Origin of the sequence: Plastoroseomonas arctica (assembly GCF_018128965.1) — a bacterium.
GTDB lineage: Bacteria > Pseudomonadota > Alphaproteobacteria > Acetobacterales > Acetobacteraceae > Plastoroseomonas > Plastoroseomonas arctica.
In genome coordinates, this window is sequence record NZ_JAAEDH010000005.1 from 72,508 (window position 1) to 96,145 (window position 23,638).

26 protein-coding genes are annotated in these 23,638 nt (G+C 70.4%); 9 read left to right on the forward strand and 17 right to left on the reverse strand.

Annotated elements, in window-relative coordinates; genetic code table 11:
• Positions 1–2: 2 nt before the first annotated feature.
• Genes GXW79_RS06230 through GXW79_RS06240 form a run of 3 tightly spaced genes read right to left on the reverse strand, consistent with a single transcriptional unit; the run spans position 3 to position 3,991 of the window.
• Positions 3–1,016 carry a G1 family glutamic endopeptidase gene (locus GXW79_RS06230; RefSeq protein WP_211873489.1) on the reverse strand — a complete coding sequence of 338 codons (1,014 nt, stop codon included), beginning with the start codon at positions 1,014–1,016 and terminating at the stop codon, positions 3–5.
• Complete coding sequence (locus GXW79_RS06235) at positions 1,013–1,897, reverse strand: phosphatase PAP2 family protein (protein ID WP_211873490.1); 885 nt, start codon at positions 1,895–1,897, stop codon at positions 1,013–1,015. Before GXW79_RS06235 ends, GXW79_RS06230 begins: the two co-directional genes overlap by 4 nt.
• A gap of 33 nt (positions 1,898–1,930) precedes the next feature.
• Positions 1,931–3,991 (reverse strand): BTAD domain-containing putative transcriptional regulator, encoded by a 2,061-nt coding sequence (locus tag GXW79_RS06240; RefSeq protein ID WP_211873491.1) that lies wholly within the window; start codon positions 3,989–3,991, stop codon positions 1,931–1,933.
• A gap of 331 nt (positions 3,992–4,322) precedes the next feature.
• On the opposite strand from GXW79_RS06240, the gene GXW79_RS06245 reads away from it, so the two are divergent.
• The 3 genes from GXW79_RS06245 to GXW79_RS06255 are packed head-to-tail and all read left to right on the forward strand — an operon-like array spanning position 4,323 to position 5,721.
• Complete coding sequence (locus GXW79_RS06245; RefSeq protein WP_211873492.1) at positions 4,323–4,625, forward strand: hypothetical protein; 303 nt, start codon at positions 4,323–4,325, stop codon at positions 4,623–4,625.
• The gene (locus GXW79_RS06250) at positions 4,622–4,870 is read left to right on the forward strand and encodes a hypothetical protein (protein WP_211873493.1); all 249 of its coding nucleotides are present in this window, start codon (positions 4,622–4,624) and stop codon (positions 4,868–4,870) included. Before GXW79_RS06245 ends, GXW79_RS06250 begins: the two co-directional genes overlap by 4 nt.
• Complete coding sequence (locus GXW79_RS06255) at positions 4,870–5,721, forward strand: sulfite exporter TauE/SafE family protein (RefSeq protein ID WP_211873494.1); 852 nt, start codon at positions 4,870–4,872, stop codon at positions 5,719–5,721. The genes GXW79_RS06250 and GXW79_RS06255 overlap by 1 nt, the downstream gene beginning before the upstream one ends.
• A gap of 7 nt (positions 5,722–5,728) precedes the next feature.
• Here GXW79_RS06255 and GXW79_RS06260 read toward each other — a convergent pair whose 3' ends face one another.
• From GXW79_RS06260 to lepA, 6 genes are all read right to left on the reverse strand, one after another.
• Entirely contained in the window at positions 5,729–6,322 is a 594-nt protein-coding gene (locus GXW79_RS06260; protein WP_211873495.1) for a transposase, read from the reverse strand.
• Positions 6,323–6,397: 75 nt separating this feature from the next.
• Positions 6,398–7,267 carry a hypothetical protein gene (locus GXW79_RS06265; RefSeq protein ID WP_211873496.1) on the reverse strand — a complete coding sequence of 290 codons (870 nt, stop codon included), beginning with the start codon at positions 7,265–7,267 and terminating at the stop codon, positions 6,398–6,400.
• Positions 7,268–7,364: 97 nt separating this feature from the next.
• Positions 7,365–8,405, reverse strand: coding sequence for an LLM class flavin-dependent oxidoreductase (locus tag GXW79_RS06270; RefSeq protein WP_211873497.1), 1,041 nt, complete (start codon positions 8,403–8,405; stop codon positions 7,365–7,367).
• Positions 8,406–8,463: 58 nt separating this feature from the next.
• Entirely contained in the window at positions 8,464–8,796 is a 333-nt protein-coding gene (locus GXW79_RS06275) for a type II toxin-antitoxin system PemK/MazF family toxin (RefSeq protein ID WP_211873498.1), read from the reverse strand.
• Positions 8,783–9,028, reverse strand: coding sequence for an antitoxin MazE family protein (locus GXW79_RS06280; protein WP_211873499.1), 246 nt, complete (start codon positions 9,026–9,028; stop codon positions 8,783–8,785). Before GXW79_RS06280 ends, GXW79_RS06275 begins: the two co-directional genes overlap by 14 nt.
• A 97-nt stretch (positions 9,029–9,125) precedes the next feature.
• Positions 9,126–10,931: a translation elongation factor 4 gene (lepA, locus tag GXW79_RS06285; RefSeq protein ID WP_211873500.1), complete on the reverse strand. Its 1,806-nt coding sequence runs from the start codon at positions 10,929–10,931 to the stop codon at positions 9,126–9,128.
• Between the two features lie 166 nt (positions 10,932–11,097).
• On the opposite strand from lepA, the gene GXW79_RS06290 reads away from it, so the two are divergent.
• Complete coding sequence (locus tag GXW79_RS06290) at positions 11,098–11,667, forward strand: PadR family transcriptional regulator (RefSeq protein WP_211873501.1); 570 nt, start codon at positions 11,098–11,100, stop codon at positions 11,665–11,667.
• A 3-nt stretch (positions 11,668–11,670) separates the two neighbouring features.
• Here GXW79_RS06290 and GXW79_RS06295 read toward each other — a convergent pair whose 3' ends face one another.
• Together GXW79_RS06295 and GXW79_RS06300 are read right to left on the reverse strand one after the other, a co-directional pair.
• A complete protein-coding gene (locus GXW79_RS06295) occupies positions 11,671–12,657 on the reverse strand; it encodes a Bug family tripartite tricarboxylate transporter substrate binding protein (protein WP_211873502.1) in 987 nt (328 codons plus the stop codon).
• A 33-nt stretch (positions 12,658–12,690) separates the two neighbouring features.
• On the reverse strand, positions 12,691–13,476 hold the full coding sequence (locus GXW79_RS06300; RefSeq protein WP_211873503.1) for an aminoglycoside N(3)-acetyltransferase: 786 nt from the start codon (positions 13,474–13,476) through the stop codon (positions 12,691–12,693).
• Between the two features lie 106 nt (positions 13,477–13,582).
• On the opposite strand from GXW79_RS06300, the gene GXW79_RS06305 reads away from it, so the two are divergent.
• Positions 13,583–13,969 carry a RidA family protein gene (locus GXW79_RS06305; RefSeq protein ID WP_211873504.1) on the forward strand — a complete coding sequence of 129 codons (387 nt, stop codon included), beginning with the start codon at positions 13,583–13,585 and terminating at the stop codon, positions 13,967–13,969.
• On the opposite strand, the gene GXW79_RS06310 is transcribed toward GXW79_RS06305, so the two are convergent.
• The 4 genes from GXW79_RS06310 to GXW79_RS06325 all read right to left on the reverse strand — a co-directional run bounded on the left by GXW79_RS06310 (position 13,970) and on the right by GXW79_RS06325 (position 17,217).
• On the reverse strand, positions 13,970–14,911 hold the full coding sequence (locus tag GXW79_RS06310) for a Bug family tripartite tricarboxylate transporter substrate binding protein (protein WP_211873505.1): 942 nt from the start codon (positions 14,909–14,911) through the stop codon (positions 13,970–13,972).
• Complete coding sequence (locus GXW79_RS06315; protein WP_211873506.1) at positions 14,908–15,696, reverse strand: cyclase family protein; 789 nt, start codon at positions 15,694–15,696, stop codon at positions 14,908–14,910. The genes GXW79_RS06310 and GXW79_RS06315 overlap by 4 nt, the downstream gene beginning before the upstream one ends.
• A gap of 15 nt (positions 15,697–15,711) precedes the next feature.
• Positions 15,712–16,995, reverse strand: a complete 1,284-nt coding sequence (gene fahA, locus GXW79_RS06320) for a fumarylacetoacetase (RefSeq protein WP_211873507.1) — start codon at positions 16,993–16,995, stop codon at positions 15,712–15,714.
• 63 nt (positions 16,996–17,058) lie between these two features.
• Positions 17,059–17,217 (reverse strand): DUF3309 family protein, encoded by a 159-nt coding sequence (locus GXW79_RS06325; protein WP_211873508.1) that lies wholly within the window; start codon positions 17,215–17,217, stop codon positions 17,059–17,061.
• Positions 17,218–17,357: 140 nt separating this feature from the next.
• Here GXW79_RS06325 and GXW79_RS06330 point away from each other — a divergent pair, with 140 nt between their 5' ends.
• Both GXW79_RS06330 and GXW79_RS06335 read left to right on the forward strand, forming a co-directional pair.
• A complete protein-coding gene (locus tag GXW79_RS06330; RefSeq protein ID WP_211873509.1) occupies positions 17,358–18,836 on the forward strand; it encodes an NAD-dependent succinate-semialdehyde dehydrogenase in 1,479 nt (492 codons plus the stop codon).
• On the forward strand, positions 18,836–19,285 hold the full coding sequence (locus tag GXW79_RS06335) for a MaoC family dehydratase (RefSeq protein ID WP_211873510.1): 450 nt from the start codon (positions 18,836–18,838) through the stop codon (positions 19,283–19,285). The genes GXW79_RS06330 and GXW79_RS06335 overlap by 1 nt, the downstream gene beginning before the upstream one ends.
• A gap of 1 nt (position 19,286) precedes the next feature.
• Here the strand turns inward: GXW79_RS06335 and GXW79_RS06340 are convergent, their stop codons facing one another.
• Both GXW79_RS06340 and GXW79_RS06345 read right to left on the reverse strand, forming a co-directional pair.
• The gene (locus GXW79_RS06340; RefSeq protein ID WP_211873511.1) at positions 19,287–19,592 is read right to left on the reverse strand and encodes a hypothetical protein; all 306 of its coding nucleotides are present in this window, start codon (positions 19,590–19,592) and stop codon (positions 19,287–19,289) included.
• 45 nt (positions 19,593–19,637) lie between these two features.
• A complete protein-coding gene (locus tag GXW79_RS06345) occupies positions 19,638–20,390 on the reverse strand; it encodes a tetratricopeptide repeat protein (protein WP_246503775.1) in 753 nt (250 codons plus the stop codon).
• 102 nt (positions 20,391–20,492) lie between these two features.
• Here GXW79_RS06345 and gorA point away from each other — a divergent pair, with 102 nt between their 5' ends.
• Together gorA and GXW79_RS06355 are read left to right on the forward strand one after the other, a co-directional pair.
• Positions 20,493–21,857 carry a glutathione-disulfide reductase gene (gene gorA / locus GXW79_RS06350; protein ID WP_211873512.1) on the forward strand — a complete coding sequence of 455 codons (1,365 nt, stop codon included), beginning with the start codon at positions 20,493–20,495 and terminating at the stop codon, positions 21,855–21,857.
• Between the two features lie 102 nt (positions 21,858–21,959).
• Positions 21,960–23,585 carry a peroxidase family protein gene (locus GXW79_RS06355; RefSeq protein WP_211873513.1) on the forward strand — a complete coding sequence of 542 codons (1,626 nt, stop codon included), beginning with the start codon at positions 21,960–21,962 and terminating at the stop codon, positions 23,583–23,585.
• Positions 23,586–23,638: the final 53 nt, after the last annotated feature.

Genomic DNA, 23,638 nt, shown 5'->3' on the forward strand with positions numbered 1-23,638 from the left:
GATCACTTGGGTCGCTGGTACCGGATCCGAAGGTCGCGCTCCCGGTAGCGCTCGGTCCGCGCGGTGACGGCGATCCGTACCGGGGCCGCGCGCACCGTCCCGTTCTGGATCATCCGGCAAGGCCGCAAGAAACGTGGCCGCGCCACGGAGGGGTCATTGAGCCGCACGCAGCTCGCGGCAAAGTCCGCCGAGGTGACGAGCCCGAAATCCGGCATCGGGAAGAGGTTGCCGGTGATCACCTCATTGCCCACGACCTCTCCGTTCGCGGGCCGCTCCAGGATCCATTCCGCGGTGCTGCCGCGCATCGGCGCGGCGGATTTGGCCACCGTCGCGAAGGCAGTCTTCCCCTGCGAGAGATTGGCGAAGCAGAACACCACCCGCGTGGTGGAAAGCATCGCGAGGTAGCAGAGCACCTGGTCGCCCGCCGCCAGCGGCAGGCCGTCCACGTAGTGCTGCAGATCGGTGCTGCCCCGCACCCACCATTGCCACCAGAACCGGTGCCCGCCATCGGGGCCGGCGGTGTGCTCGGTGCCGAGCTGCGGCATGGACGCGGCCCACCGATGCTTGCCGTCGAGCCCGACCCAGATGCTGCACCGGTAGGGCTCGCCATTCGCATCCTCGGGTGCGCCGATGGCGACGCTGGGCACCTGCCATCGCGCGGCGACGGCACGGAAACGCTCGCTGCGATTGGCGGCGATCCACCCGCCGGACCAGTTGCCGCTCAACGAGAGCCGGCTCGCCGGGCGCGCGCCCACGCGGCGCAGCGCCATCGACTTCATGGCGCGGAACAGGCGTTCGGCCGGCGAGGCTGGTCGCGTGTCGGCGGGCACGAACGCCGTGTCCGGCCCGAACAGGCTCGACCAATGCGCGAACAGCGCCGGGTCCTTCGCGGCATCGGGTGCCGGCGGCAGCCCGAACTCGGCCAGGCGGTCGCGGTCGGTCGCGATGTTCACCGGGTCGAACCCCGCCGGCGGCAGCGTCGGTCCGTTGCCCCCGCCCGCGTCGGGCTCGGTCATGGCGCACCCCATTCGGCGCGCGCATCGGCCAGGGCGGCGATGAAGAGCGGGCAGGTGGCCAGCAGCGCATAGGCCTCGCCGGCCAGTTCGAAGCCACCGCGGCTGTCGGACGCGTAGTGCAGCCCGGCGATCTCGCGGTTGCGCGCGATGCGATGGGCCATGGCGTGCAGCATGGGTGTGGCCGCCGCGCGCGGTGAGCCGGCCAGAATGGCGTCCAGGATTTGCGCCATCAGCATCGACTGCGTGGCGTGGCCGGAGGGAAAGGCGGGGTGGCCCGGCACCTCGATGGGCGGCAGCAGCGCCGGCCACAGCTGGGAGGGGCGCGGCCGTAGGTACACGTTCTTGAAATGCATGGAGGTGAGGATGCCCACGATCCCCGCCACATGCATCAGCCGGAAGGTCTTGCCATGGGTGCGGCTGGAAAAGCGCAGCAGGCCCGCGAAGTAGGAGATGCAGTCCTCGTAGGTCTCGTTCTGCGCCACGATCTCGCCGATGGCGTCGGCGCGTTCGTCCTGGGCCGCGGCAAACAGCGCGTCCTTCTCGTCCGCCAGCGCCTTGCCGCCGGTCGGGAACGGCGACAGGGCAATCGTCTTCCACGGCTTGGTGGTCGCGAATTCGCTCAGGATCAGCCAGGCGGACCACTTGCCGCTCCAGTCGCGCGGGGTCCAGGTGATGCTCGACAGTGCCGGCAGCGCCTCGAGGTCGGAGGCGGGCGTGCTCTTCACCCACGCCCAGCCGGCCGGGCCCTTGCGCCAGGTCTGCGCATCCTCCTTGTCGAAGGGCAGGTCGGAGCGGAAGGGCAGGGGCACGCCGGCGCCGCCGCCCATGTCCCCCATGTCGCCCATGTCGCCCATATCACCCATGTCACCCATGTTCGACATCGGATCACCTTTCCCGGTGGAGACGTGTTGCTTTCAGCTCGGCAGCCCGGCGAGGCGCAGCCTCTCGCCATGTGCGTCGCGGATGGATTGCGAGAACGGCGTTCGCGCGAGGAAGCGCCGCAGCGAGAAGTCCGGCTGCAGTTTCACGACCTGCGCGGCCATCTCGCGCGCGGCATCGATCTCGCCCTGCATCACGAGCGCGGCGGCGAGCGTGCGCAGGTTCGAGGTCAGCATCGGGTTGCTCGCGAAGGCCTTGCGGCCCCAGCGCACCGCCTCGTCGAAGTCGCCGGCCACGTAGTGGCCCTGGCTCACCATGTGCTCGGTGAAGAAGGCGAAGGGATCGCGCGGCGACAGGCGCAGCCCGCGCATCGCGTGCGCCACCGCGCTCTCGCCGTCACCGGTCCAGCCATGGGTGGTGCTGCTCAGCGTCCAGGCGAGCGACGCGGAAGGCCCGACGGAGATCGCGCGGTCGAGGAAGTGCCGCGCCGCGCTGTAGTCGCGCCGGGTGAAGGACAGCGTCTGGCCCTGGATGGCGAGTGCGACCGCGTCGTTGTGGTCGCGCTCCAGCGCCTCGCCGGCGAGGCGCGCGGCGGCGGCGGTGTCGGCCGCCGGGTCCGAGCTCCAGCCCTGGGCGAGGTTGTAGTTGTGCCAGGTGGCGGCGTGGCTGCGCACGGCGGCGAAGCCGGGGTCGAGCTCCATGCCCCGCCGCAGCAGCCGCCCGGCCTCGGCGAAGGCGGTGGGCTCGAGCCAGCTCATCCGGTCGAGGCCGCGCAGCAGCAGGTCGTAGGCGGTGAGGCTCGAGGGTGGCTTGCGCCGGGCGCGGGCCAGCTCGTTCTCGCGCACCGACGGCGCGATGGCGCTCACGATCTCCGCGGTGAGCGTGTCCTGCAGGTCGAACAGGTCGTCGAGCGCCACGTTGCGCCGGTCGGCGCGCACGACGGAACCGCCGACGGTCTCGATCAGCTCGTTGAAGATGCGCAGACGCGGGCCCGAGCTGCTGACCGAACCGCTGAGGATGTAGCGCACGCCGAGCTCGGCGCCGACCACGCGCGGGTCGAGCGGCTGCTGCGTGTAGGCGAGCGAGGTGCCGCGCCCGATCACGAACAGGTCGCCCAGGCCCGACAGCTCGTGGATCACGCCCTCGACCAGGCCGTTGGCGAGCAGGATCGCATCCGCCTGGCCGGCCGGCGCGGCGAAGGGCAGCACCGCGATCGAGGCCTGGCGCTGGTTGTGGTCGATGGGGGCGAGCGCAGGTGCGACCGGCGCCCGCGCCGGCACGGTCATGGCCAGGGCACGGGCGCGTTGCTGCGGGATGGGCGCCGGCGCCAGTGCCGGGCGCGCCGGGGAGGTGCCGCGCAGCAGGTCGCGCAGCGCGCGGGTCTCGGCCGAGGGCGCGGCGTCGAGAAGCCGGCGCAGCGCCGTCTCGCAGGCGATGTATTCGCGCAGAGCCTGGCCGGTGTCGCCCATGTCGGCGAGCGAGCGGATGATCAGCCGCCAGGCGCGCTCATGCGTGGCATCGCGCGCGAGCAGGTCGCGCGCGGCGGCGATGCGCTGCTCGGGCGGGGAGTCGGCGCGGCAGAGACGCTCGATCTCCGCCTCCATGCGTTCGCGCAGGCGGCGGTCGATGCGGGCGCGCTCGCCATGCAGCCACTGGTCGAAGGCGGGGGCGAGCTCGCCCAGATCCTCCAGCAGCGCTGCCTGCGGCCAGGCGACACGCTCGCCCGGCGCCGCGTTCTCGAACGCGGCGAGGTCGATGACGCAGGCATCGGCGTGCAGGCGGAGGTCGTCGCGGCGCGCGTCGAGCACCGCGACGCCGGCGCCACGCAGCGCGTTGGTCAGCTCGGAGACGGCCTGGCGGAGGCTGTTGCGCGCCTGCTCCTCCGGCACGCGGTCCCACAGCAGGCCGGCGATGCGGGTCCGGCGCACCGGGCGGCCGCCCTCGAGTGCCAGGATGGCCAGGACGGCGCGGCTTTTGCGCGTGCGCGGCAACAGATCGGGCGCCGCGTCGCTCCAGACCCGGAAGCGACCGAACAGGGAGAACTGCACCACGGGCGCGCGTTGCTCACGCGCCGGGAGAGCGATCGATGACATCATCGGCGACCCCTCCTGTCACGGCACCTTCCTCTTGCCGCCGGGCGCTGTGCCCCGCGGCATCCCTTCGGCGCCTGATACAATCACTCTCACCACTCACGGCGTCAGGAGCAAGCATCCTTCGCCTCCCCCTGCGAACGATTTTGCGCTGCAATAACGCAGCGCAAGCGAAGGGCTGTGCGCCGACCCCGAAACTGCTCTCCACGGCGGCCGATGCGGCGCCGGGTCCGGCCCCATCCCCCCGTCCAGGCGGGGCGGGGCGCCCGGTCTTCGTGCGGCAGGGGGTTGCGCGGGGTCGCGCGCGCCGTGGCGGGACCCGCGGGAGATCGGTGTCATGCAGCCTTCGCCTCTCAAGGCCGTCCTCGCGGCGGTGATCCTGATGACCGCGGCGGGCCAGGGATGGGCGCAGCCAGCGCCCGCCGCGACGCCGGAGTTCACCATCGAGCGGCGCGACGCGCTGCGCCGGACGTGGCAGCGCGACCCCGCCATCCGCGACTACGTCGGGCCCGGCGATGCCGACCGGCTCGACGCGCACTCGGATTTCTATTCCGAGGACTACACGGGCCGGCAGTCTCTCGCGCCGGCGCCGACCGCGCTGGACGTGGCGATCGCTACCGTGCCGGAGACGGCACCATGAGCGCCGACCGGCTCGGCCCACCCGCCGACGGCGACGGCATGGCGCCGATGCTGTGGCGCATGGTCGCCATCGCGCTGGCCTGGTTCGCGCTGCTCGGCCTGGTCATGCTGCTGACCGGGCCGACCCGGCACCACGAGCGCGCGGCGCCCGGCGCGACGGAGCGGCCCGCCGCCGGTGCCGAGCCGCTGCGCACCCGCTCGCTCCGCCACGGCGGGTCCGCCCCGGCGCCGCCGGCGGCACTCTGATGGCGGCCGCGGTCATGGCGATGCGCCCGCGGCTGATGCTGCTGCCGCTGCTCGCCGGCCTCACCTGCCTGAGCTTCGGGCTCGGCGGGCAGGCGATGCCGGGCAGCGGGCTGTCGGGGCTGGTGGCGGTCGCGGTGTTCGCCGCGGTGGGCATCGCCTCGATCGGCGGCTTCGCGATGTCGGCCTTCTGCGCGCCCGCGCTCGCGTTTCTCGCGGTCGAGCCGGTTGCGGCGGTGCGCATCATCCTGGTGTGCAGCATCGTGATGCAGGTGCTCAACGTGTGGGAGTTCCGCCGCCACATCGCGTTGGGCGCGATCGCGCCGCTGCTGCTGGCCGGGCTCGCGACGGTGCCGATCGGGGTGCACCTGCTGCTGGTGCTGCCCAAGGCCGCGAGCCTCACCGCGATCGGCACGGTGATCTGCGCCTCCGCGCTGTGGTCGATCCTGCGCCCGGCCAAGGCGCAGGCGCACGCGCCCAACCTCTGGCTGGATCTGCTGGCGGCCGGGCTGGGCGGTATCACCGGCGGCATCGCGGCCTTCCCCTCGGCCGCGCTCACCGTCTGGATCGGGTTGCAGCGCTGGCCCAAGGAGCGCCAGCGCGGCGTGATGCAGCCCTTCATCCTGGTGATGCAGGTCGCGATCCTCGCCACCATCACGCTGATGGCGCCGGCGACCGGGCATCCGCCGTTCGACGCCACGGTGATGGCGTATGCGCTGCCTGCCATCCTGGGCACCGCGATGGGGCTGCGCGTGTGCCGCGCGCTCGGCGAGCGCCACTTCGTGCGCGCGGTGCAGGCGCTGCTGCTGCTGAGCGGCATCGCCATGCTGGTGAGCGGCCTGCTGGCCGCCTGATCCGCGCTCAGGGTGGTGCGAACTGGCGTGACCAGGTGGCGCGCCCGGCCGCATTGCGCAGGCAACGGCCGAGCCCGGCCAGCAGCCCGGGTGGCGGACGCTGGTCGGGCAGCTTTCTCAGCTCGGATAAAATCACGGCCTGGATGGTTTGGGACAAATCCGGGTCGGGCAGGAACCAGGGCAGCATCGGCAGCGCCGTGAGCCGGCCGAGCCGGCGCGCGAGGGCCAGGCCGCGCATGCCCAGCACGCGCATCGCCCGCCGCGCGAGCCGGCAGATCCAGTAATCCATCGCGCGAAGCCCGGGCGGCGCATTGGGCTTGGCCACGGCTTCGAGCAGCCGCGACCACAGGCCGGCCTCGGCCAGGCGCACGAAGTGCCGCGCGACGGTGTTGGGCTTGCCGGCCGCGGCGGGGGCCGCGCGCCACGGCGCGCCGGTGACGGCGAGATGGAGGAAGGCATCCATGCGGGTGCGCGCATCGGCCGAAAGCGGGCGGCCAGGGGCGTGGTCGGCGCGGGTGAAATGCGGGGCGAGGATGGCCCATTCCGCGTCCGTCAAGGCGGCGGCCGGGCGGCGGGGGGTGTAGCGCGGGGCGGGTTGCATGCGGCGCCTTCTGGTCGAAGAACCCGCAGCATGACAGGATAAAAATCCTAGTTCAAGATTGGTGTCTTCGGGCGCTCACCCCGGCCGCTTGCGCCCGAAGCGGCGCGGCGCCTCCTCCTCCGGCCCGGCGTCGGGCGCCTCCACGGTGAGTTCCAGCACCGGAACACCTGGGCGCAGGCCCTCGCGACGATGGCGCACGCGGATGCGCTCGGCATGCGAGACCCCGAGCGTGTCGTTGTTGGCGACCCCGTCGCCCGACACGATCAGGGACTGGCATGCGCCGGTGAGGCGATCGAGCAGCAGCGCCGGCGGCAGCGGGCTCGGCACCAGCTCGATCTCGCGGCCGATGAAGGGTTCGAGGCCGGTGGTCAGCACCACCAAAGGCCGCTCGCCCTGCAGGTTCGGCTCCGCCTGGATCCAGCGGAACCCGACCCATTCGGCGACGGGGATGCGGCTGCGCTGCAGCGCGAGTGTGGCCTCGCGGAAGGTCTCGGGCGGGGTGATCGTCTCCCCGGTGCTCCAGACGACGGCGACCGCGGGCAGCAGCGTGGTCAGCGCGGCAATGATGAGGCTGAGCGCGGAGGCGCCGTAGAGCGCCTGGGGATGGGTCGCGAGCGTGGAGGAGGTGGCGATGACGACATGCGCGCTGTGGCTCGCCATCGCGATGCGCGCGCCGGGCCAAATGCGGGTGATCTCGACCGGGGAAGCGTAGGCGTCCTGCGGCAGCGGGGTTGCGACGAAGAGGATGGTGTAGCGCTGGCTCGCGGCCTCGACGACGAAGCCGGGCCCGCCGCCCATCTCCTCGGGCGCGGTGATGGCGAGCAGCGGCTTGAGGTCCATGGTGGGCGCGCCGGGCCACATCGCGCGCGCCTGGGCACAGAGCGTGGCGGCGCTGAGCGTCTCGGCCCCGGCGGTGGCGAGGTAGGCGAGGAAGCGCGCGGGCATGGATCTCTCGTCGGGCACGAGGGAGATGCTGGTAGGCTTGGTGAAGCTAGAGCGCGGATCGCGCCGGCCTTGCAACAATTAAAAGTGTGGATATGTCTCAGCCAGCGATACGCGGGCGCACGTGACGGGCGAAGCGGCGCATCTCGGCCTCGAAGGGCTGGAACTGCAGCAGCAGGGTCTCGATGCCGGCGGCGTGGAAGGCAGCGATGCGCTGCGCCACCTGGTCGTAGCTGCCGACCAGGCCCGCGGCAGTGCCGCCATTGGTGCCGACGCGGATGGATTTCGCCATGGTCTGGCGCATGACCACGGCGGGGTCCGTGTTGGCCTTCACATAGGCCTTGATGTCGGTGTCCTGGGCGGCCAGCGCGAGCAGGCGTTCATAGGCGGCCTGCGCCTCGGCCTCGGTCTCGCGCGCGATGACGAAGGCGGAGAGGCCGTAGCGCAGTGGTTCGCCGGGGCGGGGGCGGCGGGCGACGTCGGCGATGAGGGCCTGCACGTCGGGCAGCGGCTGGCCGTTGATGAACCAGACATCGGCCTGGGCGGCGGAGAGTGCGCGGGCGGGTTCGGATTCGCCGCCGACATAGATGCGCGGGCGCGGGCGGAAGGTGCCGGCGGGGCGGAGCATGTAGTCCTCGATTTGGAAATGCGCGCCGTGGTGGGAGAGGCGTTCGCCCTGCATCAGGCAGGTGACGCATTCGAGCCATTCGGCGCCGTAGGCGTAGCGGGCGTCGTGTTCGAGGAAGTGGATGCCGGCGTTGACGATCTCGCGCTGGTTCCAGGCGTTGACCAGGTTGATGGCGAAGCGGCCCTGGCTGATGTGCTCGATCTGCAGCGCCATCTTCGCCAACACGACCGGGTGGTAGAGCATGGGTTTTATCGCGGCGATGATTTCGATGCGGGAGGTGGTGGCGGCCATGGCGGCGGCGGCGGTCCAGGCTTCGAGCTGGTCGAGGGATTCCTTGTGCGGGTTGGCGGTATGCTGGGCGACGAGGACGCAGTCGTAGCCGAGGGATTCGGCTTCCTGGACGAGGGCTTGGTTGCGCGGCCAGGAGGCGTCGTAGGGTTCCTCGGGGTCGTTGAGGGCGGCGCGGTTGCCGTGGACGAGGGCCCAGATGCCGATGCGGAGGGGGTGGGTCATGAGGGGGAGTGTGCGGGCGGCGTTCGCGGCTGGAAAGGGTGAACAGGCGGCGCGCGCCTCACCCAAAACCCAGGAAGACCGCGAGGCTGCGGTTGAGGGCCAGGCTCTCCTCAGTCGAGATGCGACCGATGGTGGCGGCGACGCGATCGCGGCGGATGGTGGTCAGCTTCTCGATCTGGATATGGCTGGTGTTGCGCAAGCCGCTCCGCTCGCCGGGTTCGACCGCCACGCGCAAAAGTGGTGCGCCGCTCATGTGCGTGGTCAGGAGGCAGAGCGTGATTGAGTTGGTCTCGGGGAAAAGCTCCGATTGCACGATGACCGCTGGCCTCGGCTTGCCGGCATAGTCGCCGCCGCCGCGATCGGCGATCAGGACGATGTCACCGCGGCGCACGGGTATCGGGAATGTCGTCGATGTCTTCGTCTGCGATGGAGACGCGCTCGAGAAAGTCCATGACCTCGTCGTGGTCCGGCTCGGCCGCGACAATGCGGGATTGGCGGCGGGCTTCTTCTGCGAAGCCGGGCGCGCGCGTGTCGGGCACCCAGATCTGGATGGGCCGGAGGCCGCGCTTGCGCAGCTCGGCGCGGTGCGCGGCGACGCGCCTGGAGGTGTTGGAGCCGCTCATCCGTTACATGTAACGTTGATCGAGCGGTATTTCAAGCGGTCCAGGGGCGCTGCCCCTGGTCGGGGTCGAGGGGGCGAAGCCCCTCGCCTTGCTTGCTTCAGGCGTCCATTTTCAGGGCAGCGATGAACGCGCTCTGCGGGATCTCCACCTTCCCGAACTGCCGCATGCGCTTCTTCCCTTCCTTCTGCTTGTCCAGCAGCTTGCGCTTGCGCGAGATGTCGCCGCCGTAGCACTTCGCGGTGACGTCCTTGGACATGGCGGAGATGGTCTCGCGCGCGATCACGCGCCCGCCGATGGCGGCCTGGATGGGGATCTTGAAGAGCTGGCGGGGGATGAGTTCCTTGAGCTTCTCGCAGATGGAGCGTCCGCGCCGGTCGGCCTGGCTGCGGTGCGCCATGAAGGACAGGGCGTCGACGGGTTCGGCGTTCACCAGGATGGAGATCTTGACCAGGTCGCCTTCCTGGTAGCTGTCGATGGTGTAGTCGAAGCTCGCGTAGCCGCGGGAGACGGATTTGAGGCGGTCGTAGAAGTCGAAGACCACTTCGTTGAGCGGCAGGCGATAGACGGCCATCGCGCGGCTGCCGACATAGGTGAGTTCCACCTGCTGCCCGCGGCGTTCGGAGCAGAGGGTGAGGACCGAGCCCAGGTATTCGTCGGGCACCAGGATGGTGGCCTTGATCCAGGGTTCTTCGATGGCCGCGATCAGCGTCGGGTCGGGCATGTCGGCGGGGTTGTGCAGGTCGGACACCACGCCCTTGTTGTCGCGCAGGCGGTAGACGACGGAGGGGGCGGTGGCGATCAGGTCCAGGTCGAATTCGCGCGACAGGCGTTCCTGGATGATCTCGAGGTGGAGCAGGCCGAGGAAGCCGCAGCGGAAGCCGAAACCCAGCGCGGCCGAGGACTCCGCCTCGAAGTGGAAGCTGGCGTCGTTGAGGCGAAGCTTGCCCAGTGACTCGCGCAGCTTTTCGAAATCGTCGGAATCGACGGGATACAGGCCGCACCAGACCACGGGGATGGAGGGCTTGAAGCCGGGCAGCGCGACGGTGGCGGGGTTGCGGTCGTCGGTGAGCGTGTCGCCGACGTTGGTGTCGGCGACCGTCTTGATGGCGGCGGTGACGTAGCCCATCTCGCCCGGCCCGAGCGTGTCGACGGCGATCATCTTGGGCGTGAAGACGCCGACCTGCTCGACGATGTGGGTCTGGCCCTTGGCCATCATGCGGATCTTCATGCCGCGCTTGAGGTGCCCGTCGCGCACGCGCACCAGCACGATGACGCCGAGGTAGGCGTCGTACCAGCTGTCGACCAGCAGCGCGGTCAGCGTCTTGGACGCATCGCCGGTGGGCGGGGGCAGGCGGGTTACGATCGCTTCCAGCACGCCCTCGATGTTCAGGCCGGTCTTGGCGCTGATCTCGACGGCTTCGGAAGCGTCGATGCCGACGACATCCTCGATCTGCTGGCGCACGCGCTCGGGCTCGGCGGCGGGGAGGTCGATCTTGTTGAGGATGGGGACGATTTCGTGATGCGCGTCGATGGCCTGGTAGACGTTGGCGAGCGTCTGCGCCTCGACGCCTTGCGAGGCATCGACGACGAGGAGCGAGCCTTCGCAGGCGGCGAGGGAGCGGGAGACCTCGTAGGCGAAGTCCACGTGGCCGGGAGTGTCCATCAGGTTCAGGACGTAGGTCTTGCCGTCCTTGGCCGGGTAGGTGAGGCGCACGGTCTGCGCCTTGATGGTGATGCCACGCTCCTTCTCGATGTCCATGTTGTCGAGCACCTGCTCGGTCATCTCGCGCGCGGTGAGGCCACCGGTGTGCTGGATGAGGCGGTCGGCGAGCGTGGATTTGCCGTGGTCGATATGGGCGATGATCGAGAAATTGCGGATCAGGGAAAGTGGCGTGTCGGTCATGGGAATCCTGGGCGCAGGCCCGGTCGCCTGTGCTGGCGTGCAGATAGGGCAGATTGCCTCCGCGTCAAAGGATGTTGGGTGAAAGGGGTTGAAGTCCGACTGAGTTTCGTTATATCGAAGTCACCGATATATCGAAACCCTATCGGAGCAACCGAGGAACCAAACCATGTTCGGACATTGTCACCATCGCGGCGAAGGACGCCGCTTCGCCGGCCGCGGCTTCCGCGACCGCGTCTTCGGCGAAGGCCATCCGGGCCGCGAAGGCGGCCGCGGCGGCGCGCGCTTCTTCGACCAGGGCGAGCTGCGCCTGGTCGTGCTGAAGCTGATCCAGATCAAGCCGCGGCACGGCTACGAGATCATCAAGGAGATCGAGGAGCGGCTCGCCGGCGCCTATTCGCCAAGCCCTGGCACCATCTACCCGACGCTGACGCTGCTCGAGGATCTCGGCCAGGTCGCCGTCACGCCCGAGGAGGGGGGCAAGAAGCTGCACACCATCACGGAGGAGGGCGAGCGGGTGCTGGAGGCCGCCGCGGCGCAGGTCGAGGCCATCTTCGCGCGCATCGAGGGCATGCGCTCGGGCCGGCCGGCCGGGTCGGCGATGCAGGTGATCCGCGCGATGCACAACCTCAAGACAGCGCTGCGCTTCCGGATGATGCGCGGCGGGCTGAGCGAGGAGCAACTGGCCGCGATTGTCACGCTGATCGACACCGCGGCGCGGGATGTGGAGCGGGCGTGAGCCTCACTCGATCCGCGCGCCGGAGGTCTCCACCATCTCGCGCCAGCGCGGCGCATCGGCGGCGATCTTGGCCCGCGTCTCGGCCGGGCCCTCGGTGATGACCGGGATGAGGCCGGCGGCGCGCAGGCGGCGGTCCAGCTCCGGTGCCGCCAGGCTGCGCCGGATGGCGGCGGCGATCTCGGCCTGGACGGGGGCGGGCGTCGCACCCGGCGCGGTCAGCGCGTTCCAGGACTGCATGTCGAGATCCCCGATCCCGAGGGAGGCGAATTCGCCCAGGCCCGGGACCTCCGGCATCAGCGGCGAACGCGCGTTGGAGCCGACCGCGAGGGCCACCAGGCGTCCCGACGCCACATGCGGCATGAGCGCGGGCATGAAGTCGAACACCATGTCGATATTGCCGGAGATGAGGTCGTTCAGCGCCGGCGCGCCGCCGCGATAGGGCACGTGCTCGATCTCCGCACCCGTGCGCCGCGCGATGGTCGCGATCAGCAGATGCGCCGCACTGCCATTGCCGGCGGAGCCTTTGGTCAGCCGGTTGCCGGGGCGCTTGGCCCAGGCGATGAGCGAGGCGAAATCCGCCCAGCCCCTCTCGCGCGCGCGCTCGGCGGTGACGCAGCACATGACCGTGGAGGTCACCAGCTGCACCACCGGGGCCAGGTCGCGCACGGGGTCATAGGGCGGCCGCGCCATCATGATCGGCAGCGCGGTGAAGAAGGCGATGGAGAAGACGCCGAGGGTGAAGCCGTCCGGCGGCGCCTGGACCACCTGCTGCACGCCCAGCACGCCATTCGCCCCGCCGCGATTCTCGATCACCACCGGCTGTCCCGTGGTGCTGGTCACCGCATCCGCCCAGAGCCGCCCGATCGCATCGGCGGCACCGCCGGGCGGGAAGGGGATGACCCAGCGCGCCGGGCGCGGCGCCTGCGCGATGGCGGGGGCCGCGAGCGGCAACGTCGCGGCGGCGAGGAGCAGGGGGCGGCGTGTGATCATGGGCGGGACTGCGCCCGAACATCGCAGCCCGTGTCAATCGACCGCCAGCGCGCTGCCGAGAAACGCCGTGGCGAAGGCGACGAGATCGGCGGAGGAAGCGAGCACTGCATCCGCCGCGCCGACCATGCCCGTCCGCGCCCGCCCCGCCGCGACATAGGTCGCCCCGAGCGGCGGGAAATGCGTGTCGAGATCATCGCCGATGCAGGGCACCTCGACCCATTCCCGGCGGGCGCCCTCGCCGAAGGGGATGCGGCGCGTCTTGCGCCGCCCGTGCGGGACGCGACTCTCGGCATAATGCAGCAGCGTGGCCCTGTTGAACCCGACGCCGAGCAGCAGCAGCGCGGCGTCCATCGCGGCCAGCCGCGCAAAGGGCGATCCCTCCCCCTGGCCCCAGGCGAGCGCGTGCGGGGCGACGATCTCTACCGCGCGCGGGCCAAGGGCGCAGACCGAGACCTGTGGATGCGCGCTGCGCCGGGCGCCCGGCCAGCGGCGGAAGGTCTCGGGGATCGCGCCCATGGTGGTGGGCGTGGTGTCCGGATCGAAGGCGGGCAGCGCGGCGCGGGCGCGCTCCAGCGCCTCGCCCGTCCAATCCGCCCAGCGCGCGGGGTCCGACACCTCGGGCGAGAAGGCCGGCATGACCAGGGTGCCCGCCGGGCCGAGCGCTGCCAGCAGCGCGCGCACGACGGCCGGCGCGCCGCCGAGCACGCGCCCGAGGCTGGCGAGCGAGGAATGCACCATCAGCACGCCACCCGCGGGTACGCCCAGGGGGCGGAGGTCGGCGGCGAGATCGTCCGTGGTCACGAAGGCGGGGCGGGTCACCGGAGACGTTTACCACGCAGGCCGCCGCCGCCGCCATCGCGCCCGAGGCTGGACCCGGGCCGAGCGCGGCGCCTAGCCTCGGGTCCCGCCTGTGAAAGGATCCCCCGTGCCCAAGCGCGCCATCTATTCCGACAAGGTCCAGAAACCGTCGCTGCCCTTTGCGCAGGCCACATTGGCCGGCGGGTTCCTGTTCGCCTGCTCGACGGGACGGAACCTGCAGGGGCAGTTCGCGATCGGCGACGTGCGCGCGCAGACGCAGCAGGCGCTCGACAACATCCGCGCGCTGGTGGAGGAGGCGGGCGGCACCATGCGCGACATCGTCAAATGCACCGTCTACGTGACGGACCGGACGAACTGGGCGCCGATGAACGAGGTGTATTTCGCCAATTTCGCCGAGGACCCGCCGCACCGCGTCTCCTGCATCGTCACCGGGCTGGGCTCGCCAGATTGCCTGGTGGAGATCGACGCGACGGCCTATCTCGGCAAGGACTGATCAGCCTTCCGGCTCCACGCCCAGCGATCGCAGGATGACGCGGTAGCTTTCGAATTCCCGCGCCACCATCGCGGTGAAATCGGCGCGCGAGAGGAAGTTCACCGGCACGCGGCTGGCGGCCGCCACGCGGCGGAAGGCCGGGTCCTCGGTGCCCGTGCGGCAGGCGGCCTCGAGCTGGTTCAGCACCGCCTCGGGCGTGCCGCGCGGCGCGTAGAGGCCCACCTGGCTGAGCTGCTCCGCATCCACCCCCTGTTCGCGCGCGGTCGGCACGTCGGGGTAGTCCGGGTGGCGGCGCGCGGAGAACACCGCGACCAGGCGCAGCCGCCCGCCCTCGATCAGCCCCGTCGCGGAGGCGACCACTGCGGCGGAGAAATCCAGCCGCCCCGCCACCGTCTCGTTCAGATGCGGCGGATCGCCGCGGAAGGGCACGTGGGTAAACTCCACCCCCGCCGCGCGCTGGACGCGCCAGATGGCAAGCTGGGGCAGGGAATTCGGCCCGGGGCTGCCGAAGGTCAGCGGCCGGCGACGCGCCTCGGCGACCACGCCGGCGAGGTCGCGGATCGGGCTCTCGCTGCGCACCAGCAGGCCCAGGATGTTCTCGTTGGTGCCGCAGATCGGCGCGAAATTCTCGGGCGACGTGCCGGTGTTGCGCACCAGATGCGGCTGCACCACCACGGCCGTCATGGGTGTGAGCGCGATGGTGTGGCCATCGGGCGCGCTGAGTGCGGTGAAGCGCATGCCCACCACGCCGGAGCCGCCGTCGCGGTTCACCACCACCACCGGCTGGCCGAGCACGCGCAAGAAATGCTCGCCGAGCGCGCGGCCATAGCTGTCGGACGCGCTGCCCGGCGCGTAGGGCAGCACCATGGTGATGGGCCGGTCGGGAAAGGCCCCGGCCGGCGTCGCCGCGAGCAGCGCGGCGAGGAGGAGCGCGCGCCTCATTCCTCGATGATCGCGACGGCGCGCGTCCAACCCGCTGACCCGCGATGGACCTTCACGGGGAAGCAGGCGATGGTGAAGCCGGTCGCGGGCAGGGTCTCCAGCTTGGACAGCTTCTCCATGTGGCAGTAGCCGATCTCGCGTCCGGCGCGGTGGCCTTCCCAGATCAGGCCGACATCGCCGGTCGCCTCGACGCGCTGCTTCGTCAGCGAAAAGGGCGCGTCCCAGGACCAGCCATCGGTGCCGGTGACGCGCACGCCCTGGTCGAGCAGCCACAGCGTCGCATCCTTGCCCATGCCGCAACCCGAATGGATGTAGTCATCCTCGCCGTAGCGGCTGCCGGCCCGCGTGTTCATCACCACGATTTCGAGCGGCGACAGCGTGTGGCCGATGCGCGCGAGCTCGGCCTGGACGTCTTCGGGGGTGGCGACGTAGCCATCCGCGAAGTGGCGGAAATCGAGCTTCACGCCGGGCTGGAAGCACCATTCCAGCGGCACCTCGTCGATGCGCCACGAAGGCTCCCCGCCAGGCACCAGGCGCTCGTTCATGCGGGAGAAGAAGTGGTAGGGCGCGTCGAGATGCGTGCCGTTGTGGGTGCTGATGCTCACCCGCTCGACCGCGGCGTATTCGCCCTCCGGCAGCGCGTCGATGGGGATGCCGAATTCGGCGGCCATCGCGGGCGCGGTCATGTGGTGATCGTGGTACTCGATCTGCGGCAGCATGCGCGGCGGGTCGCTCGCAATGCCGGATTTGAGTGCCACCGAGATGTCGATGAAGCGGCGGGCCATGGTGTGGTTCTCCCTTTAAGCGGTGGGCCAGGCGGGGGCGGGCAGCACCACGCCCGTGCATTCGCCGAAGCCGATGGGGACGTAGCCCTCGCGCTGGGCGCGGGCGCGGAAGGTGACGCGGTCGCCATCCTCGATGTACATCCGCTCGGTGCCGTCGGCGAAGCGGATGGGCTGCTTGCCCAGCGTCATCTCGTTCATGCAGGCGCGCTCGTGATCCTCGGGGCCGGAGATGGTGCCGGTGGCGATCAGGTCGCCGGGGCCAAGGTTGCAGCCATTGCTGGCGTGGTGCGTCAGCATCTGGCCCAGCGTCCAGTAGAGGTTGCGCAGATGCGTCGCCACGATGCGCTCGCCGCGCGCGGCACCGCGCGGGGTGTATTCGCAGTCGAGTGATATGTCGTAGTGGCCGAGGCTGCGGTCTCCGGGGTCGTCGAGATGCGGCAGCAGCGGCGGGTCGCCCTCGTGCCGCTTGGGCGCGGCGGCGCGGAAGGGTTCCAGCGCGGCGGCGGTGACCACCCAGGGCGAGATGGTGGTGTGCAGCGACTTCGACAGGAAGGGGCCGAGCGGGGTGCTCTCGAAGCGCTGCACGTCGCGCGCGGACCAGTCGTTGAGCAGGCAGAAGCCGAACAGGTGGTCGCGCGCCCGCGACAGCGGGATGGGCGTGCCGAGCGCATTGCCGGGGCCGATGAAGGCGGCGAATTCCAGCTCGAAATCCAGCGCGGTGCAGGGGCCGAAGGTGGCGCCGCCGCCGCTCACGCCGCGGATACCGTTGGGCCGCACCACATCCGCGCCGCTGGGACGCACCGAGGAGGCGCGACTGTTGTACGCGATGGGCAACCATTTGAACGCCGCCGGCACCGGGCTGTCGGGGCGCGAGACGCGGCCGCCGCGCAGCGTGTGGTCGTAGGAGCAGAAGAAGTCGGAAAACGCGCCGATCGCCGCCGGCACCTGCATCGTCGCCGCTGACATGGGCACCAGCGGCAGTGCCTCGGTGGCACCCTCGGCGAGGAGCGCCTGAGCCTGGGCGCGCAAGGCGGCCGCGCTGTCGTTGCCCATCGCCATCAGCGGATTGAGCGTCTCGCCCTCGGCGGCATGGGCGGCGGGTCCGGTCAGCAGCCCCGCGGCGCGGGCGGCGGCAATGTCGAAAATCTGGTCGCCGATGGCGATGCCGCCGCGCGGCCTGGTTCCCGGCGTCGAGAATATGCCCAGCGGCAGGTTCTGGATCGGGAAATCCGCGCCCTCGGCATTGGCGGCGTCGACGCGCGATCGCAGCTGCGGATCATGCGTGGCATCGGTGGTCATGGCGTTTCCCCTGGGCGGCGTTCCGCCCAGGAGAAACCATCACGCGACGTCTGTCGAATGGGCTCAGATGCGGCCCATCAGCAGCAGCACGATGACCACGAGCAGGATGATGCCGATGCCGCCCGAGGGGTAGGCGCCCCAGCTGCGGCTGTAGCCCCAGTTCGGCAGCGCGCCGACCAGCAGCAGAACCAGGATGATGATCAGGATTGTACCGAGGGGCATGGGGATCGCTCCGCGCGAGGGGTGCGCCGACCCATTGTCGGTGCCGAACCGTAACGCGGCGTGCCACGCACGGTTGCGGTGGCACCTCCTGACAAGGGGCCTCCGCGTGCCTATTGTGGGGAAAACAAGGGAGACCTGCCATGCTCGACGCCACCGCCAAACTGCCGCTGCGCGACCCCGAGCTGTTCCGCCAGGCAAACTTCGTCGACGGCGCCTGGATCCAGGCCGATAGCGGCAAGACCATCGAGGTGCGCAACCCCGCCAACGGCGAGCTGGTGGGCGTGGTGCCCGCGCTCGGTGCCGCCGAGACGCGCCGCGCGATCGAGGCCGCGCACGCGGCCTTCGCTGGCTGGCGGGCGATGCTGGCCAAGGACCGCAGCGCCATCCTGCGGCGCCTGTTCGACCTGATGATCGCGAACACCGACGACCTGGCCGCCATCATGACCGCCGAGCAGGGCAAGCCGCTGGCCGAGAGCAAGGGCGAGATCGCCTATGCCGCGAGCTTCTTCGAGTGGTTCGCCGAGGAAGCCAAGCGCGTCTATGGCGAGACCATCCCGCAGAACATGAAGGGCCGCCGCATCATCGTCACGAAGGAGCCGGTGGGCGTTTTCGCGGCGATCACGCCGTGGAATTTTCCGGCGGCCATGATCACGCGCAAGGCCGGCCCAGGCTGGGCCGCGGGATGCACCGGCGTGATCCGCCCGGCCTCGCAGACGCCGTTCTCCGCACTCGCCATCGCGGTGCTGGCGGAGCGCGCGGGGATGCCCAAGGGCGTGTGCAACGTCATCACCGGCCCCTCGGGCGAGACCGGCAAGGAGCTGACGTCCAACCCCCTGGTGCGCAAGCTGACCTTCACGGGCTCGACCGAAGTCGGGCGCATCCTGCTCGCGCAATGCGCCGAGACGATCAAGAAGACCTCGATGGAGCTCGGCGGCAACGCCCCCTTCATCGTGTTCGACGATGCCGATCTCGACGAGGCGGTGAAGGGCGCGATGGCGTCGAAGTACCGCAACACCGGGCAGACCTGCGTCTGCGCCAACCGACTGCTGGTGCAGGACGGCGTCTATGACGCGTTCGCGGCCAAGCTCAAGACGGCCGTCGAGGCGCTCAAGGTCGGCAACGGGATGGAGGAGGGCGTGACCCAGGGCCCGCTGATCAATGCCGATGCGGTGAAGAAGGTGGAGGAGCACATCGCGGATGCGGTGAAGCGAGGCGCCCATATCGTCACCGGCGGCAAGCGCCACGGCAATGGCGGCAATTTCTTCGAGCCGACGATCCTCTCCGAAGTCCCGCACGACGCGCAGATCTTCTCCGAGGAGACCTTCGGCCCCGTCGCACCGCTGTTCCGCTTCAAGGACGAGGCGGAGGCGATCAGCCTCGCCAATGATTCGCCCTTCGGTTTGGCCGCGTATTTCTACGCCCGCGACGTGGGCCGGATCTTCCGCGTGGCCGAGGCGATCGAGAGCGGGATGATCGGCATCAACGAAGGCATCATCTCGACCGAGGTCGCCCCCTTCGGCGGCGTCAAGGAAAGCGGGCTCGGACGCGAGGGCAGCCTCTACGGCATCGAGGAATATCTGGAGGTGAAGTACCTCGCGATCGGCGGCATCGGCACCTGATGCCGCTCTACCTCGAAGACCTCGAACCGGGCCGCATCTTCCACGGCGGCCCGGTGACGCTGAGCGAGGAAGCGATCATCGCCTTCGCCACGCAGTACGACCCGCAGCCCTTCCACACCGACCCGGTCGCGGCGAAGGCCCACCCGCTGTTCCAGGGCCTCGCCGCGAGCGGCTGGCACACCGCCGCGCTCAGCATGCGCATGATCACCGAGGCGATGAGCGAGATCGCCGGCGGCGTGGTCGGCGGCGGCGGCGAGCTGCAATGGCCGCGCCCGACGCGGCCGGGCGACACGCTGCGCTTGGAATGCGAGGTGCTGGAGGTGACACCCTCGCGCTCGCGGCCCGAACGCGGCAGCTACCTGGTGCGCCACCGCACCCTGAACCAGCACGGCGAGGAGGTGCAGGTGTTCACCGTGCGCGGCGTCATCCTCCGCCGACCGGCCGGCTAGCTCAGCGGATCGTCAGCCCGCGGATGGTAGCGGCGTCGAGCCCAGTGTGGCGGATGCGCGTTCCGTCGGCGTATTCCGCGACCACGGTGTAGGTGCCCATGCAGGAGGGCAGGGTGATGGTGGCGGTGCCGCCGGGCAGCAGCCCCTCGCGCGGCAGCTGGTTGTGCACGGCACCGGATTCCACGAACACCGCGCGCAGCGGGCGGCCGGAGCGATTCTCCACCGCGACGCTGGTCGGAACCGCGCAGGCGAAGGCGGGGGCGGTGACGCCCAGGGCCATGGCGATGATCAACAGGAATCCGGGCATGGATCGCAGCCTAGGCCAGCGGAACGGCGGCTGGCGAGCGGAGCGTCACGGCACCGCGCCGATGCCCGCCGCGATCGCCCGCAGCTCCGGCTCCTCGCGCTCGGCCAGGCGCGCCTTCATGCTGGCGAGGAACCCCGGCGTGCCGCCCGCTGCCGCGCGCGTGAACCACTGTGCGGCCTCCGCGACGCGGCCTTCGGCCAGCAGCAGCGTGGCCAGGTTGAACTGGCCGCGGAAATCGCCGCCCTCCGCCGCCCGGGCGTAGAGTTCGGCCGCCGCGCGCGGGTCGGGCGGGCCGGCCCAGCCTTCCTCGAGAAAACGGCCGAGGATGTTCAGCGCCTTGGCGTGGCCCTGCGCCGCGGCGCGCTTGTACCAATCCAGCGCCTGGGGCCGGTCGGCCACGACGCCGGCGCCGCGCCACAGCAGCCCGGCCAGGTTGTACTGGCCCCAGTCGAGCCCGGCCGCCGCCGCACGCGCGTACCAGCCCAGCGCGGCGGCTGCGTCGGCCGGCGTGCCCCAGCCCATCTCGTGGCAGCGGCCCACCATGTTCTGTGCCATCGCGTCGCCGGCCCTCGCTGCCGCCTGGAACCAGCCCAGCGCGCCCGGCGCGTCCCCGGCATCGAGCAGCGCCTGACCGTGCATCACCATCGCCTCCGCATGCCCCAGGCGCGCGGCGGCCGCCATCCAGCGTCCGCCCTCAGGGCCGGAAAATCGCGCCGCCAGATCCTCGGCGGAAAGCCCGGTGAGGGCGTCGAGCGGCAGCGGCGGCGGGGCAGGGGCAGGGCGGCGTTGCTTGGCCATGCGCATCGACTAGGGCAGTTGCGAACCTCTCGCAACGGGTGACGGCTTGGCGCACCCGCGCCCGCGCACCATTCTCCCCAGCCTTGGATGAGGAGCGTGCCGATGCCGGACCATGATTTCGACTATTTCGTCATCGGCGGCGGCTCCGCCGGCGTGCGCAGCGCCCGCATCGCGGCCCAGCACGGGGCGCGGGTCGGTATCGCCGAAGAGCGGTTCTGGGGCGGCACCTGCGTCAATGTCGGCTGCGTGCCAAAGAAGCTGATGGTAAACGCCTCCGAATACGGCGCCTGGGCCGAGGATGCGCGCGGCTTCGGCTGGGACATCGAGGTGAAGGGCCATGATTGGCAAAAACTCGCCGAGGGGCGGGACCGCGAGGTCGCACGCCTGTCGGGCATCTACGCCACCCTGCTCAAGGGCGCGGGTGTCACCAGCTTCGACGCGCGGGCCACCCTGCTCGACGCCCACACCATTGCGATGGGCGACCAGCGCGTCACCGCCGACCGCATCCTCATCGCCACCGGCGGCACCGCGTCGCGGCTCGACATTCCCGGCGCCGAACTGGCGCTGATCTCCGATGACCTGTTCACGCTCAAGGCGCTGCCGAAGAAGGTGGTCGTGGTGGGCGCGGGCTACATCGCGCTGGAATTCGCCTGCATCCTGCGCGGCCTCGGGGCGGAGGTGGACGTGGTCTATCGCGCGGCCCTGCCGCTGCGCGGCTTCGACGTCGATATTCGCGGTGCCATCGTGGAGGCGATGACCGCGCAGGGGATCACCATGAACCCCGATGCCGCGCCGGTCCGCATCGGCCAGGCCGGCGATGGCGTCGTGCTCAGCCTGTCCAACAATTTCATGCGCGAGGCGGATGCGGTGTTCCTCTGCACCGGGCGCTCGCCGAACACCAAGGGGCTGGGGCTGGAGGAAGCGGGTGTTGCGGTCAACGACCAGGGTGCGGTCATCGTCGATGACGACCACCGCACCAGCCAGGCGAACATCTACGCGCTGGGCGACGTGATCGACCGGCTGAACCTCACGCCCATGGCCACCGCCACTGGCCATGCGCTGGCCGACACCCTGTTCGGCAACAAGCCGCGGCGCGCGAGCTACGAGAACGTCGCGACGGCCGTCTTCACCACGCCCCCCATCGCGACCCTGGGCCTGACCGAGGCGGAGGCCGCCGAGCGGGGCCCGGCCGATATCTACGTCACCCGCTTCACGCCGATGCGCCACACGATCTCCGGGCGGCAGGGGCGCAAGTCGCTGATGAAGCTGGTGGTCTGCCAGCGCACGCGGAAGGTGCTGGGCGTCCACATGCTCGGCGAGGATGCCGGGGAGATCCTGCAGGGCATCGCCATTGCGGTGGCCATGGGCGCGACCAAGGAGGATTTCGACCGCACCATCGGCATCCATCCCACCGCGGCCGAGGAGTTCGTCACGCTGCGTTCCCGCACGCGCGAAGTGGGGGTCTGACGCGTGGCGCGCGCGAACGCGCGGGGGCGGCACGCTCACGTTCTTTTCACCGTGTCTACGATCACGATCACTTAACCTCCGCCTGCATCGGGAGGCACGGTCATGAAGCTCACCAGTTCAGGTCACGGCATCATCCCACCGGCGGACAAGACCGTCCGAACCGGCAACCTTCGAAGCCGCGACCCGCGCTTCAAGGTCGGCCGCTTCGGCCACATGTTCCCATCGACCCTGACGCGACCGCCCGAGGTGCCCACGGCGGCGCTGGAGAAGCTCGCCGGCAGCATGAAGGACACGCGGCCGGAGAGCGAGGTCAACAACCTCAACATTCCGGCCGGCTACACCTATCTCGGCCAGTTCGTCGACCACGACATCACGCTCGATCTCAGCTCGCTGACGGAGCGCGATCGCGACCTGGTCGGCGAGAACAATTTCCGCACGCCGCAGCTCGAGCTCGACAACCTCTATGCGTCAGGGCCGAACGGTGACGCCTCGCCGCAGTTGTTCGACCGGCTCAATCCCGGCAAGTTCCTGATTGGCAGGAACGGGGCGGGCGGGGGCGGCGATCCGCATGTGAAGCCCGGCCTGCCCTTCGACCTGCCGCGCAACACCCAGGGCCTCGCGCTCATCGGCGATGCGCGCAATGACGAGAACCTGCTGGTCTCGCAGACCCATCTCGCCTTCCTGAAGTTCCACAACGCCGTCTTCGACAATGAGGGCGGGCGCGACTTCGACGCGACGCGCAAGCTCGTCCGCCGGCACTACCAGTGGATCGTGCTGCACGATTTCCTCACCAAGCTGATCGACAACAACGACCTGCAGGACGTGCTCACCAACGGCCGGCGTTTCTACCTGCCGGAAATCCAGAGCGACTATGCCGAGGCCTATATCCCGGTGGAGTTCTCCGGCGCCGCCTACCGCCTCGGCCACTCGATGGTGCGCGAGGTGTACAGTCACAACCGGGCATTCCGTCCCGGCGCCGGACCGTCGAACTTCGCCTTCCTGTTCCATTTCACCGGCAAGTCGGGCGGCATCGTCGGCAAGCTCGCCGAAGGGCTCGACCAGGCTGGCGGGACGGCGCTCGCGCAGCAGCTGAAGCTCGGCCTGCCCTTCGTCTTCCCCGAACTTCCGGGCGACTGGATCATCGACTGGCACCGCTTCCATGACCTCGGCCAGCCCGGCGCCCCGCCCGCCGGAGCGACGCCGCCGGACAATGGCTTCGCCCTCAACCACGCCCGCCTGTTCGACCCGTTCCTGGTCCCCTCGCTGCACACGCTTCCCGGCGGCGGCGGATCGCTGCCGTTGCGCAACCTGCAGCGCGGCTACCGGCTCGAACTGCCGAGCGGCCAGGCCGTCGCCCGGCACATGGGTGTCCGCGCCATGACCGAGGCGGAGATCACCCAGGGTGCCGACGGCAGGATCCTCAAGGAGATCGACCTGCACCGGGCGACGCCGCTTTGGTACTACATCCTCAAGGAGGCGCAGGTGCTGGGTGATGGCGGCAACCGTCTTGGCCCGGCCGGCAGCCGCATCCTCGCCGAGGTCTTCGTCGGGCTGTTGCAGACCGACCCCGAGGCCTTCCTGCACCCGGAGCAGGAGCCTGACTGGAAGCCGACCTTGCCTTCGGCGTTCCCGGGCACCTTCACGATGCCCGACCTGCTGCGCTACGTGAACTCGAAGGAGCCGGGATTCCTGAACCCGATCAACCAGGCGGCGAACCTGAACCCGTAGCCGAGAGGGCTTGCCGGCTTTCCGGTGGATGCGGCGCGTGGCGGGTCGGGGCC

Excerpts from the sequence above, each read along its gene's own strand:
- GXW79_RS06230 (WP_211873489.1), bottom strand. The coding sequence starts at position 1,016 with ATGACCGAGCCCGACGCGGGCGGGGGCAACGGACCGACGCTGCCGCCG.
- GXW79_RS06235 (WP_211873490.1), bottom strand. The coding sequence starts at position 1,897 with ATGTCGAACATGGGTGACATGGGTGATATGGGCGACATGGGCGACATG.
- GXW79_RS06240 (WP_211873491.1), bottom strand. The coding sequence starts at position 3,991 with ATGATGTCATCGATCGCTCTCCCGGCGCGTGAGCAACGCGCGCCCGTG.
- GXW79_RS06245 (WP_211873492.1), top strand. The coding sequence starts at position 4,323 with ATGCAGCCTTCGCCTCTCAAGGCCGTCCTCGCGGCGGTGATCCTGATG.
- GXW79_RS06250 (WP_211873493.1), top strand. The coding sequence starts at position 4,622 with ATGAGCGCCGACCGGCTCGGCCCACCCGCCGACGGCGACGGCATGGCG.
- GXW79_RS06255 (WP_211873494.1), top strand. The coding sequence starts at position 4,870 with ATGGCGGCCGCGGTCATGGCGATGCGCCCGCGGCTGATGCTGCTGCCG.
- GXW79_RS06260 (WP_211873495.1), bottom strand. The coding sequence starts at position 6,322 with ATGCAACCCGCCCCGCGCTACACCCCCCGCCGCCCGGCCGCCGCCTTG.
- GXW79_RS06265 (WP_211873496.1), bottom strand. The coding sequence starts at position 7,267 with ATGCCCGCGCGCTTCCTCGCCTACCTCGCCACCGCCGGGGCCGAGACG.
- GXW79_RS06270 (WP_211873497.1), bottom strand. The coding sequence starts at position 8,405 with ATGACCCACCCCCTCCGCATCGGCATCTGGGCCCTCGTCCACGGCAAC.
- GXW79_RS06280 (WP_211873499.1), bottom strand. The coding sequence starts at position 9,028 with ATGAGCGGCTCCAACACCTCCAGGCGCGTCGCCGCGCACCGCGCCGAG.
- lepA (WP_211873500.1), bottom strand. The coding sequence starts at position 10,931 with ATGACCGACACGCCACTTTCCCTGATCCGCAATTTCTCGATCATCGCC.
- GXW79_RS06290 (WP_211873501.1), top strand. The coding sequence starts at position 11,098 with ATGTTCGGACATTGTCACCATCGCGGCGAAGGACGCCGCTTCGCCGGC.
- GXW79_RS06295 (WP_211873502.1), bottom strand. The coding sequence starts at position 12,657 with ATGATCACACGCCGCCCCCTGCTCCTCGCCGCCGCGACGTTGCCGCTC.
- GXW79_RS06310 (WP_211873505.1), bottom strand. The coding sequence starts at position 14,911 with ATGAGGCGCGCGCTCCTCCTCGCCGCGCTGCTCGCGGCGACGCCGGCC.
- GXW79_RS06315 (WP_211873506.1), bottom strand. The coding sequence starts at position 15,696 with ATGGCCCGCCGCTTCATCGACATCTCGGTGGCACTCAAATCCGGCATT.
- fahA (WP_211873507.1), bottom strand. The coding sequence starts at position 16,995 with ATGACCACCGATGCCACGCATGATCCGCAGCTGCGATCGCGCGTCGAC.
- GXW79_RS06325 (WP_211873508.1), bottom strand. The coding sequence starts at position 17,217 with ATGCCCCTCGGTACAATCCTGATCATCATCCTGGTTCTGCTGCTGGTC.
- GXW79_RS06330 (WP_211873509.1), top strand. The coding sequence starts at position 17,358 with ATGCTCGACGCCACCGCCAAACTGCCGCTGCGCGACCCCGAGCTGTTC.
- GXW79_RS06335 (WP_211873510.1), top strand. The coding sequence starts at position 18,836 with ATGCCGCTCTACCTCGAAGACCTCGAACCGGGCCGCATCTTCCACGGC.
- GXW79_RS06340 (WP_211873511.1), bottom strand. The coding sequence starts at position 19,592 with ATGCCCGGATTCCTGTTGATCATCGCCATGGCCCTGGGCGTCACCGCC.
- GXW79_RS06345 (WP_246503775.1), bottom strand. The coding sequence starts at position 20,390 with ATGGCCAAGCAACGCCGCCCTGCCCCTGCCCCGCCGCCGCTGCCGCTC.
- gorA (WP_211873512.1), top strand. The coding sequence starts at position 20,493 with ATGCCGGACCATGATTTCGACTATTTCGTCATCGGCGGCGGCTCCGCC.
- GXW79_RS06355 (WP_211873513.1), top strand. The coding sequence starts at position 21,960 with ATGAAGCTCACCAGTTCAGGTCACGGCATCATCCCACCGGCGGACAAG.